The 12,015-nt window shown below is 36.6% G+C and carries 13 protein-coding genes and 1 other RNA gene; 2 read left to right on the top strand and 12 right to left on the bottom strand.

Annotated features, from left to right (window positions below):
• Positions 1–4: 4 nt before the first annotated feature.
• The 6 genes from HHL23_RS01565 to HHL23_RS01540 all read right to left on the bottom strand — a co-directional run bounded on the left by HHL23_RS01565 (position 5) and on the right by HHL23_RS01540 (position 3,879).
• A complete protein-coding gene (locus HHL23_RS01565; protein WP_169233080.1) occupies positions 5–616 on the bottom strand; it encodes a DNA topoisomerase subunit B in 612 nt (203 codons plus the stop codon).
• A gap of 18 nt (positions 617–634) precedes the next feature.
• Positions 635–1,336, bottom strand: a complete 702-nt coding sequence (locus HHL23_RS01560; RefSeq protein ID WP_169233079.1) for a GIN domain-containing protein — start codon at positions 1,334–1,336, stop codon at positions 635–637.
• Positions 1,337–1,353: 17 nt separating this feature from the next.
• Positions 1,354–1,641, bottom strand: coding sequence for a hypothetical protein (locus HHL23_RS01555; protein WP_169233078.1), 288 nt, complete (start codon positions 1,639–1,641; stop codon positions 1,354–1,356).
• A 276-nt stretch (positions 1,642–1,917) separates the two neighbouring features.
• The gene (locus tag HHL23_RS01550; protein ID WP_169233077.1) at positions 1,918–2,310 is read right to left on the bottom strand and encodes a hypothetical protein; all 393 of its coding nucleotides are present in this window, start codon (positions 2,308–2,310) and stop codon (positions 1,918–1,920) included.
• A gap of 2 nt (positions 2,311–2,312) precedes the next feature.
• Entirely contained in the window at positions 2,313–3,263 is a 951-nt protein-coding gene (locus HHL23_RS01545; RefSeq protein WP_169233076.1) for a glycosyltransferase family 2 protein, read from the bottom strand.
• A gap of 16 nt (positions 3,264–3,279) precedes the next feature.
• A complete protein-coding gene (locus HHL23_RS01540; protein WP_169233075.1) occupies positions 3,280–3,879 on the bottom strand; it encodes a DUF4199 domain-containing protein in 600 nt (199 codons plus the stop codon).
• Between the two features lie 130 nt (positions 3,880–4,009).
• On the opposite strand from HHL23_RS01540, the gene ffs reads away from it, so the two are divergent.
• Positions 4,010–4,107: signal recognition particle sRNA small type (gene ffs / locus HHL23_RS01535), an RNA gene on the top strand.
• A gap of 105 nt (positions 4,108–4,212) precedes the next feature.
• Here ffs and HHL23_RS01530 read toward each other — a convergent pair.
• The 6 genes from HHL23_RS01530 to gyrA all read right to left on the bottom strand — a co-directional run bounded on the left by HHL23_RS01530 (position 4,213) and on the right by gyrA (position 11,323).
• Positions 4,213–4,899, bottom strand: coding sequence for a metal-dependent hydrolase (locus HHL23_RS01530; RefSeq protein ID WP_169233074.1), 687 nt, complete (start codon positions 4,897–4,899; stop codon positions 4,213–4,215).
• A gap of 315 nt (positions 4,900–5,214) precedes the next feature.
• A complete protein-coding gene (locus tag HHL23_RS01525; protein WP_169233073.1) occupies positions 5,215–5,661 on the bottom strand; it encodes an SRPBCC family protein in 447 nt (148 codons plus the stop codon).
• 11 nt (positions 5,662–5,672) lie between these two features.
• A complete protein-coding gene (menA, locus tag HHL23_RS01520) occupies positions 5,673–6,602 on the bottom strand; it encodes a 1,4-dihydroxy-2-naphthoate octaprenyltransferase (protein WP_169233072.1) in 930 nt (309 codons plus the stop codon).
• Positions 6,603–6,683: 81 nt separating this feature from the next.
• The gene (locus HHL23_RS01515; protein WP_169233071.1) at positions 6,684–7,520 is read right to left on the bottom strand and encodes a 1,4-dihydroxy-2-naphthoyl-CoA synthase; all 837 of its coding nucleotides are present in this window, start codon (positions 7,518–7,520) and stop codon (positions 6,684–6,686) included.
• Positions 7,521–7,680: 160 nt separating this feature from the next.
• Positions 7,681–8,706 (bottom strand): tetratricopeptide repeat protein, encoded by a 1,026-nt coding sequence (locus HHL23_RS01510; protein WP_169233070.1) that lies wholly within the window; start codon positions 8,704–8,706, stop codon positions 7,681–7,683.
• A gap of 28 nt (positions 8,707–8,734) precedes the next feature.
• Complete coding sequence (gene gyrA, locus HHL23_RS01505; RefSeq protein WP_169233069.1) at positions 8,735–11,323, bottom strand: DNA gyrase subunit A; 2,589 nt, start codon at positions 11,321–11,323, stop codon at positions 8,735–8,737.
• 148 nt (positions 11,324–11,471) lie between these two features.
• On the opposite strand from gyrA, the gene HHL23_RS01500 reads away from it, so the two are divergent.
• Entirely contained in the window at positions 11,472–11,786 is a 315-nt protein-coding gene (locus HHL23_RS01500) for a DUF4286 family protein (RefSeq protein ID WP_169233068.1), read from the top strand.
• Positions 11,787–12,015 lie beyond the last annotated feature (229 nt).

Genomic DNA, 12,015 nt, shown 5'->3' with positions numbered 1-12,015 from the left:
TCTTTTATAATTTGTAAAGTTCTAATTGTAAATTGGGCAGTTTTTCTTTTAATAAATTTAATTTCAACTGCAGATCATTTAATTCAAATGTTAATTCTCCAAAAACGTCCTTGTTCATTTCAAAGCTGATTTGAGTAGAATCTTTGAGAATATCGGTATCAGAAATTTCTTTAAAATCTATATTCCCTTTTTTAAAAATAAAATGGCCTTTTTGCTTCTTGTAAATTGTTTCCAGTTCACATTTATCAGAAACAGCATTGATTATAGCCATGCTTATGTGACAGAATTCATGTCCTACTTCCAGATGTTTTTTTTCATTGCTACAGGCTCCTATTTTTGTCATTATACATTCTGCTTTAGTCAAAAAGTTAGATTTTTCTAAAGACATTCCTGCATTATATTTTATATTAAATGAATTTTCACTACAATTAATAATAATATGACTACAATTGTTATCAAAAAATTCATCAATAGCATGACACAAAGCCCCAAGTACAAGTAAGTTTAAATTTCCTTCTTTAAAACAATCTTCAAAGTACATTTGAGGACGAAGCCTTACATGCTCCATTCCTTCAAGACTTTGAATATTACTTGCTGTATACTTTTTCTCTTCCATCTCCCATCTTCCTTTCTTTTATTGCAATTTCTTATTCTCTACACGAGTCGTTTTATCAATTTTAAAGACACGAATCGGGTTGTCATAATAGATAAATTTAGCCGTATTCTGAATATGTCCCTTTAAAGAATCTTTTACGTTAACTTCTGCATAGTTTCCGTTTTTAGAATCAATGTTCAGGTTTTCTATTTTCCAGTATGGCGCAATGAGACTTGCTGTGTCTGAGATCTTTATCGCTGCATTTTTTGTCAGTCCCAAAAAGTTGGCCCGGCTTTTATTCTGCATGTCTACTTCTGCTCTTCTTGTGTTCACTGAACCCATAAAAGTAGCATTATTTTTTAAATTAAGCCTAAAATTATCGGTCTTAATTTCGCTTGAAATATTCATTTCTACAGAATCTGCAACAGCTACTTTTTCAAGATTATATTTTGAGTAAATGGTCACATTATAAAAATCTACCCCTTTCGTACCTCGTTTTTCTTTGATAAAAAGCGTTTTGTCTTTTACCTCTACATCCAAATTGCCGGCTACATTGGGATATGTTTCAATTTCTACAAAATTTTTATCGCCTCTGGCATAAAATACACGGAATTTTCCTTCCAGATCCAGATTCACAAATTCTGAAACATCCACGTCTTTCTTTTCAATATTCCCTTTCGGAGAAACTTTTCCGCAGGAAACCGCCGCTACAAGCAGGGATGTGTACAATATCTTTTTCATATTCAATTTAAAATATTCTATATAAAATCGTAATTACAGCAAGGCTTTCTATTCCCATCAGAACATACAGTACCGACACTCTCCAAATCAGGCCCGGTTTTGAGTATGAATTTTTTAAATGCATTCCAATACGTAACTGCCGGAAAAAGAATAAGAAGAATGAATGAAGCCTTGTCTAAAATACCGAAAATCTCCGCTGCAGGTTTCCACAGACCGATAAGACTTACCATATCATTAAACAAAAATAGGATTAAAATTCCTAACAGGCTTACTGTTCCGATGATAAAATGCTCGGCAATATTCAATTTTATTTTTTTGAAAATGACAATGCGTTGGTTCTTTGCAAAGGCGCAAGGTTTTTATCTACTTTAAGCTGTTAAGGCGCAAGGATTTTATCTGCGATAAAATGGATCGTGTGATAAATGTAGATTTTGGTACTACTATTTTTATTTTTTGGAGAAGCCTTAGTTTGTGTATATTTTTAACAAAGAAACTAGAACAAAAAATACCCCAAAAAGTTGAGAACTCTTCAGGGTATTTTATTATTTATCAGAATTTTACACTATTGAGTAAAATCTATTTTAATAATTTTCAAGTGACGCTGAGTAAATCATCAGTGCTACAAGAATAACAACGATAACTGCGCCAATAATCAATGGTTTCCATATTGCTTTCTTAGGGTATTGCTCCTCATCCGGAAAATATTTCGGAACAAAATAATAAGAAAGAAGACTTCCTCCTGCAATACCACATAGATAAGAAAGTGAACTTTTAGGGTTCTCCGGTATATTGACAATAAAAATGGTCAAAGCTGTAATTAAAATAGAAATTCCAAGTACAATATAGGCCTCTTTCTTTTTATTGGCATCCAGCAGATTCTGAAACAATAAAACACCGCCAAAAAGCGTAGAAAGAAAAATCGAAAACCCTAAAATTGCTTTTCTGGAGTATATTTTTGGTAATTTCTCTTCCATTATTAAATTACTTCATCAATATTATAATTCTTATGTTCTCTGTTGGTTCTGATGATCATTTCCCCTAAGAATCCGGCTATGAAAAGCAATGTTCCCATAATCATCATCGTTAAAGCAATAAAAAACCATGGATTGTTTGTGATCAGATGGCCATAAATTCCTCTTGCGACATCAATAAGTTTTGAAACGCCCAGCCAAAGCGCTGAAAGAAAACCTACGATAAACATGACCGTTCCCACCGCTCCAAAGAAATGCATGGGCCTTCCTCCGAATCGGCTTACAAACCAAAGGGTTACAAGATCCAGGAAACCTCTGATAAATCTCTCGGTTCCGAATTTTGAAGTTCCATAAGGTCTTGCCTGATGCTGTACTTCTTTTTCAGTAATTCTTCTGAACCCTGCATTGGCAGCCAGAACAGGAATATAACGGTGCATATCTCCATACACGTCGATGGATTTTACCACCTGTTTTTTATAAGCTTTCAAACCACAGTTGAAGTCATGAAGATAAACTCCTGACACTTTTCTAGCCGCTGCATTGAATAGTTTTGACGGCACATTTTTCGTCATTACATTGTCAAAACGTTTCTTTTTCCAGCCTGAAACAATATCGTAGTTATCTTCAATAACCATTTTGTAAAGTTCAGGGATTTCCTCGGGAAAATCCTGTAAATCAGCATCCATGGTGATCACTACGTCCCCGTTTGCTCTTTCAAAAGCAGCGTGAAGGGCCTGTGATTTTCCGTAATTTCTGGAAAATTTTATGGCGTGAATCTGAGGGTGCTGAACCTTCATATTTTCGATAATACTCCACGACAGATCTGTACTTCCATCATCTACAAACCAAATTTCATAGGACAGACTGTTTGAATAACAGACCTTATCAATCCTTGAAAAAAGCTCTTCTAAAGAGTCCTCTTCGTTTAATAACGGAATAACTATAGATAAATTCATTTAATTTTAATAAAAATTATTCTTGATTTTCTGTTTCCTGGTACACTGATCTTGTTCTGAAAAACGCGCCAAAAAACACTGACAAAACTACGTAAAATATAAGAATTGCCGCAAAATATCCTGAAAAATGACTAGCAGTAAGCATATCTTTTCCTTTAATGGCTTCCGGAGAAAAGCTTGGTAACCTTTCTTTGTATTTCTGGTCTAATTCATCAATATCTTTCTGATGTTTCATGATTTTTCTTGCAGACTGATACTCAGTATCCAATTCTGTTTTCTGTCTCTGTACATACTGGTAGTTCAACAGTTTTTTCGCATCCGAATCTACAAAATTCAGGAAAGCATAGATACTGAAGATCGAAAGAATTCCTCCGATAAACATCGGAACGAATGCTCTTGAGAACGCATCTTTAAAACGGACTACTCTATTTTTGTTCCAGAAAGTTTTCACAGACCAGAAAGCCCCTCCCGCATAGACAATCGGGAGAACAAACGCATTGATTTTCAGTGAAGTATCAAAATAACTGATTCCCGAGAAAAAGTAATACGCTACAAAAAAGATGATCATTGTAGCGATAAAAAGTATAATTCCTAATGTTGATGGACTTTTCGTCATGTTAGATTTTTTAAAAAAAGTTGAAAAATTATTGCTCTAAATTCCAGCTGTTTAGCTTTAATACTGCATTTTTTCGACTAATTTTCTTTAATAATATTTTGAAGTTTATAAATTATTCCTACCTTTGCAACGGCAAGTCCTAAACAACCAGCTCCTGAGAACCCTCCAGGGTGGGAACGCAGCAAAGGTAATTGGTCGTAGCGGTGTGATTTAGGTAGCTTGCCATTTTTTTTTATTTTAAGTTGAAGTGAGGTAATTGAAAGATTATCTTTTTTTGTTTCTATACTTTTCAACATATCCAATCTAATTTTCAAATTACTCTTCATTCTTTATTTAAAATTCAAACTCCTCTCCTAGCTTAGGAAGAATAAGTTCTACATTTTTATCTGCAAAATGCTTCAATGCACTTTCATGATTAATCTCAATAGCAGGGAAAGTATCAAAATGACATCCGATCACTTTCGGGGTTTTCAATAATTCTGCTGCTGCAAAAGATGCTTTTCTAGGGCACATTGTGTAGTGGCTTCCGATTGGCAGGATAGACAGATCAATATTCCCATAAAGTCTTGGGAACAGCTCCATATCTGCCATGACTCCGGTATCTCCGGCCATGTAGATATTCTTACCTTCAGGCAGTCTGAAAATATAGCCTACAGGAACACCTCCGTAGCTCCCATCCGGGAACGAACTCGTATGATGAGCCGGTACCATGGAAATTTTAAGATCATCGATTTTTGCCGATCCTCCTAAGTTTACATCGTCTTTATTTTTTGCTGTTTTAAAATAGGCACAGATCTCTGGAACCGCAATAACGGTAGCTTCCGGATGAAACTGCAATACTTCCTCCACATCTGCGATATGATCACCATGCGCGTGAGTCAGTAAGATATAGTCGATCTTCTGAGCTGCTATATCAAAGCCTGATTCCGCTTTTTGGTAATTGTAAAAAGGATCACTTAAAATTGTTTTGTCTTTGTATGTAAACAAAAAACAGTTTTGTCCTAAAAATTGTATTTTCATTTTTAATTGATTTTTTATTAAGTACATGAAACTGTTGAGTTGAAAAAAATCTGATACAACAGTAAGCATGTAGGTATTATGACAAGGATCTGAAGAATTAATAAATGTTTTTGAGGCTTAATTTTTCCTATCAATAGCAAAAAAGCCAGCACTCCATTGGCAACAACTATTAAAGTGGTTAAAAACGGAAGAAAATCTATATCAAAAATTGACATGTCTTCGCGCAATTCTCTAATCAAATCGTACATAAGAAATAAAGTCAGGATAATAGATAAACAAGAAGTTACCTTATACACTACATCTCTCATTCGTCGTTTATTTCTGAGGAAATTTATCCTCAATCAGATTCAATTTGATCCCGTGTTCCAAATACGCTTTACAACCGTCTAAAACTGTCGTAAAACCGCCTGTATTGTCATTAATTGCTCTTAGCAGATCTTCACCCGATTGGGCAAAGCCATAGCTTTTAATGACCACGAGGGTTCCTTTTTCCATTTCTTTAAACTCATAATCCACCATGACTGCAGGATCTCCCCACTCCGTTTTTATCCGTTGTCCAGAAATGATTTCGTGAACCTTTACATTGGATTTCACCCCGTACATTTCCCATTCCCAGGTCACAGTTTGACCCTCTTCCAGTTTACCGGTAGATTTTGTAAACCAGAACTGAGTGGTTATTTCAGGATTGATAAATGCTTCAAAAACATCTGCAACCGGTTTTCTGATAAGCATCTGAGCTTCAACGTAGGTTTCTGCACTCATGATTGTATTATTTAGTTAAAAAAATTAAGTCCAAATGCAGTAAGAACCGCCATTACAAAGGTCATGATACCCACCTGTTTCAGATACTGATCCAACTCTTTCGGTTCTTTTACCGTCATGATTTTTCTTCTCAGTTTCATCAGCGGCAAGAGAAGAATCATGACAATAAAAACGTAATAATTCTGAGCCTGTATGAAACCGTTTACTCCTAAAAACATTAGGATCAGGATCAATGGAAGCTGCAGCAGGATCATTTCGTAGATCATTGCATTTTTGAAGCCTATTCTCAGGGCTAAACTTTTTTTTCCGGATAATCTGTCGCTTTCAATATCTCTCATATTGTTAAGGTTCAAAACCGCCATACTCATCATTCCGATGGCCGTTCCGGGAAGCAACATATCCCAACTGAAGGTTTTTGTAAACAGAAAATAACTTCCACATACGGAAACCAGTCCGAAGAATACAAATACAAAGAGATCTCCCAATCCCATGTACCCATACGGCTTTTTTCCTACCGTATATCCTATTGCTGCCAAAATACAGGCAACACCCAATCCTATGAAAATGTAAAATTCTTTCATAAAATCAGGGAAAAATGCTACATACAGAAGCGCAATTGTAGCAACAAATGACAGCACCGAGAAAATAATAACCGCATTTTTCATTTGCTTAGCTGTAATCTTCCCTGAAGCTACCGCTCTTGCTTCCGCTTCATTGATTCTTTTGGCATCAGTTCCTTTTACACCGTCACCGTAGTCATTGGCATAGTTTGATAAAATCTGATACAATAGCGTCACTAAAAGAGCCAGAGCAAAAATTCTCCAGTCCCATGTTCCACCTTCACGGTAAAGCCTCCATTTTGCAATGAAAGCTCCCATAATAATTCCGCTTAATGAAAGCGGTAAAGTTCTTAGCCTTGCGGCCTTTATCCAATCAGTCATAATTTGTATAATGTAAAATGTACGATGTACAATGTAAAAGTGTAATGCATAATACATTTTACTTTGTACTTTAATACAGTCTTAAGATATCCACTGATTTTCTCCGAAGTCCGGTTTTCTTTTTTCAAGGAATGCATTTCTTCCCTCCTGTGCTTCTTCAGTCATATAAGCCAAACGGGTTGCTTCTCCTGCAAACACCTGCTGTCCTACCATTCCGTCGTCTGTAAGGTTCATAGCAAATTTCAGCATTCTGATAGACAATGGAGATTTAGCTAAAATTTCCTGAGCCCATTCGTACGCCGTATCTTCTAATTCAGCATGTGGGATCACCGCATTAACCATTCCCATGTCCAAAGCTTCCTGAGCAGAATAATTTCTTCCTAAAAAGAATATTTCACGTGCTTTTTTCTGACCCACCATTTTAGCCAGATAAGCAGAACCATAACCACCATCAAAACTGGTAACATCCGCATCAGTCTGCTTAAAAATGGCGTGTTCCTTACTCGCTAAAGTAAGATCACAAACTACATGAAGTGAATGTCCGCCACCAACAGCCCATCCCGGAACAACCGCGATCACCACCTTTGGCATGAAACGGATCAAACGCTGAACTTCCAAAATATTTAAACGATGTCTTCCATCTTCCCCTACATATCCCTGATGTCCTCTTGCTTTCTGATCTCCTCCGCTGCAAAAAGCCCAACCTCCATCTTTAGGACTTGGCCCTTCTCCGGTAAGCAAAACAACCCCTACTGAAGAATCTTCAGAGGCGTCATAAAAAGCATCGTATAACTCGGAAGTAGTTTTGGGACGAAAAGCGTTTCGGAGTTCTGGTCTGTTGAAAGCAATTCTTGCTACACCATTACATTTTTTATAGGTAATATCTTCGTATTCTTTGACGGTTTTCCACTCTATCATCTTGTAAAAAATTTTTCTCAAAGATACGGAATTGCAAAGAATTTTTACAGTGAAATTTAACGATAATCGCTGTAAAAAACAGAGCTGTATTTTAGGTTGAAAAAACAAAAAACCGGAACATTTCTGCTCCGGTTTCATTTATAATTCAATTAAAGAGTTACTATTTCACTTTTGCTTTAAGCTCAGCTTCTTTAGCTTTTAATTCTTTAATTTTATCCATATTTTTTGTTACAACATAGATATCCTTTAATGTAGAAATTGCATCAAGATTTTCCGGCGACGCTTTGTACCATGCTTCAGCATAAGGAAGAGCTTTGGTAAATCTCTCTTTTCTTGCATCAATCAGCTTAGTCGCTTCATCCGGTTTGTCTTTTCTTGCAGCATTGATCTGGTCTACAATTTTAGAATCATCACCAATTACTGTATACACAATGTTCTGATGGGCATTATCAAAGTTAGGCTTGACCTCAATCGCTTTTTTGAATGAAGCAATTGCATCTTCTACCGTAGCAGGGGTTTTAGACTGCATGACACCAAGATTATACCAGTTGGTAGCATCTGTAGGGTTTTTAGTCAACTGCTCTTTAAGCGCACCAATGAATTTCTCTGTATTTCCTGAATCATAGTAAGCGGTAGCCTGAGCTTCTTTTAGCTTAGCATTATTGGGATATTTTGCCAATCCTTTTTCAATGATCACTAATGCTTCATTAGATTTCTTTGCATTAAGAAGCAATGTAGATAACGTTTCATATAGATCCGGCTCAACACTTGCTGTCTGTTCAGTTTTGAAATCTGAATAATCGCTATTCTTCTTCATCAATTCCCAAGTAGCCTTATCTAAATTAACTACCTGACCAGATTTTTTCTCTTTTGCAGTATATGTTGTCTGAACCCCTGTAAAACCGGAATTAACAAGATCTGTGTATATTTTGATGGATTCGTCTGTGTTATTTGCCAAAGCATAACTTAATCCTGCATAATACATGTATATCTTATCATCCTGGCCACTTGTTTTCAATAAGTTATAAACTTCTAAAAACTTAGGCGCGGCAACGGTATAATTTTTTGCATTATATGCATCCATTGCTGCTTTGTTCACTTCCTGCAATTTGGCATTCACATCACCCTTCTGTCCGAAAACGAAAGCAGAAGCCACGATTGCTATACCTAAAATGAGTTTCTTCATAATAACTATATTATATTAATTGTACATTTTATTCTTCAGAATCAGAACTCTCATTTTCCTCTGCCGGAGTTTCCTGCTCAGCCTGAGGTGTTGTATTGTCTTCCTGGTTATCAGTTACAATTACTGTTCCTTCTTCATTTTCTTCAGAATCTTCCTCTACCACATCTTTATCCATTTCTACTTTTGCAATCGCTGCAATTTCGTCATTTTTCTTAAGGTTGATCATTCTTACCCCTTGGGTATTTCTTCCCATTACTCTCATCTCGTCCATATTCATTCTGATGGCAACACCGGACTTATTAATGATCATCAATCCGTCTTCGTCTGTTACATTCTGAATAGCGATCAGGTTTCCTGTTTTTTCGGTAATGTTCAGGGTGATTACTCCTTTTCCTCCTCTGTTGGTGATTCTATAGTCTTCTACCGCAGTTCTCTTACCATATCCTTTTTCAGAAACTACAAGAACTGTTTCTTTCTCCACATCATTCACAACAATCATACCAATTGCTTCATCATCGTCATCCATCGCGATACCACGTACCCCAATAGATCCTCTACCTACTTCTCTTACTTTTTCTTCAGGGAAACGGATACATTTACCATTTTTAGTAGCAATCATGATCTGAGAAGTTCCGTTGGTTAAGTAAGCTCCTAACAATTGGTCATTATCTCTGATTTCAATAGCATTCACCCCATTCACCCTCGGTCTTGAGTACGCTTCAAGAGACGTTTTCTTGATGGTTCCGTTTTTAGTCACCATTACTACGCTCATCTGGTTTACATACTCAGCATCTTTCAGGTTGTTGGTTCTGATGTATGCTTTGATTTTATCGTCCTGTTCGATATTGATAAGGTTTTGTACTGCTCTTCCTTTTGAAGTCTTGGATCCTTCAGGAATTTCAAATACTCTTAACCAATAACATCTTCCTTTTTCTGTGAAGAACAACATATACTGGTGGTTGGTCGCAGATACGATATACTCAAGGAAATCTTCATCCCTTGTTGTTGCCGCTCTGTTTCCTACACCTCCTCTGCTCTGAATTTTGTATTCAGAAAGCGAAGTTCTCTTAACATATCCTGCGTGTGAAATCGTAAGAACTACTGCTTCATTCGGGATAATATCTTCGATAGACATCTCTCCTCCTGAATAATCAATAGCAGTTCTTCTTTCGTCACCGTATTTTTCTTTAATCTCAGCCAATTCTTCTTTGATAATCTCGAATCTTCTTGGTTCATTAGCCAAAATATCTTCCAAATTCAAGATCTCTTTCATGATTGTATCGTATTCGTCACGGATCTTGTCAAGCTCCATTCCTGTAAGACGCGCCAACCTTAGATCAAGGATAGCCTGAGCCTGAATTTCAGAAAGATCAAATGCCTCGATCAATCCTTCTTTTGCCCCTTGCGGATTCGCACTGTGACGGATGATAGAAATCGCTCTGTCTAATGAATCCTGAGCGCCGATCACTTTCATGAAACCTTCTAAGATATGCGCTCTTTCTTTCGCTTTTTTAAGCTCAAAATGAGTTCTTCTTACAATGACTTCATGTCTGTGCTCTACAAAGTGATGAATGATATCCTTTAAATTCAGCTGTTCCGGTCTTCCTTTAACCAAAGCAATGTTGTTAACACTGAAAGAAGTCTGAAGTGCTGTGTATTTATATAACAGGTTTAAGACAACATTTGGGATGGCATCATTTTTAAGTTCATAAACGACACGCAGACCATTTCTGTCCGATTCGTCTCTGATCTCATGAATACCTACAATTTTATCATCTTTTACAAGCTCCGCTGTTCTGGCGATCATGTCCGCCTTATTCACCTGGTAAGGAACCTCCGTAACGATGATAGCATTTCTGTTTCCAATTTCTTCGAAATTGACTTTTGCTCTCAACATTACTCTTCCTCTTCCTGTATGGAAAGCATCCCTTACTCCGTCGTAACCGTAAATGATACCTCCTGTAGGGAAATCCGGGGCTGTAATGTGCTGCATCAGTTCATCGATCGTAATATCTTTATTATCGATATAGGCAGAAATTGCATCTACAGATTCTGATAAATTGTGCGGAGCCATATTGGTCGCCATACCTACGGCGATACCAGATGTTCCGTTGACCAGAAGATTTGGAATTTTTGTAGGCATAACGGTAGGTTCCGTCATACTGTCATCAAAGTTATTCTGAAAATCTACAGTTTCTTTATCTAAATCAGCAAGAATATCGTCTGATATTTTTTTCAGTCTTGCTTCTGTATAACGCATTGCTGCAGGCGGGTCCCCGTCCATTGAACCAAAGTTACCCTGCCCGTCTACCTGAGGATAACGTAAGCTCCAAGGCTGAGCCATTCTTACCATTGCATCGTACACAGAAGAGTCTCCATGCGGGTGGTATTTACCTAAAACATCCCCAACAATTCTGGCAGATTTCAAATGTTTTCTATTAGAAAAAACCCCTAATCCATACATACCGTAAAGTACTCTTCTATGAACGGGTTTCAGGCCGTCTCTTACATCCGGCAACGCCCTTGAAACGATAACCGACATCGAATAATCGATATAAGACGATTTCATTTCATCAACAATGTTGATAGGAATCAGTCTTTCTCCTTCTTTTTGCATAAACAAATTTTATTATAATGACAGTCAGACCCTTAGCTGTGCGTCTGAAAATTATTTATTTCCAATTTTTATTAACGGGCTAATTTACGAAATTTTTACCGATTTTTGCACTAGAATTTATCCAGAAAATCTTAAAAATTCATAAAATATGAGCTTATTGAGTATAACTTTCCATTGCACAAAAAACAATATTGAAGAATGGGAAAATTATATTGACGAAACACTGGTCCTGATGGCAGAAAACCTAATGGATGTCAACAAATATATTCTTTCTGAAGTACACACCGACTATATTGATGAAGGTAAGAATTACAATCTTCTTTTGATCTTTGACAATGAAGACCTCAGGGAAGATTTCATCAAAAGTGAGATGCTGAATATTGCAGAAAGGGTTGAGAAAAAATTCGGATCGGAAGTGATGATTTTCAATACATTTCTGAATCCTAAAAAATCCAGATTTTAAATATAAATCAAAAGCCCTGAAAAATCAGTAGTCATGGTCGGAAGAAATTCCGGTCATTTTTTTTTGCATTCTTATGTTTTGAAAACCTTTCGTGGATCCCCTCCCGCAAATACGATTAAAATTGCAGTAATCATATCCCGAAGTTCCATTTTGATGCGTCTTTTAGCGGTTTTGTAGCCCAAATCATTTGCTTTTTTATAGATCAGGAGCAGCATAGAAGCAATCATTG

Origin of the sequence: Chryseobacterium antibioticum, assembly GCF_012927325.1 — a bacterium.
GTDB classification, from domain to species: domain Bacteria; phylum Bacteroidota; class Bacteroidia; order Flavobacteriales; family Weeksellaceae; genus Chryseobacterium; species Chryseobacterium antibioticum.
Note: the sequence above shows the minus strand (reverse complement) of the source record. Positions and strands in the feature narration are given on the sequence as shown.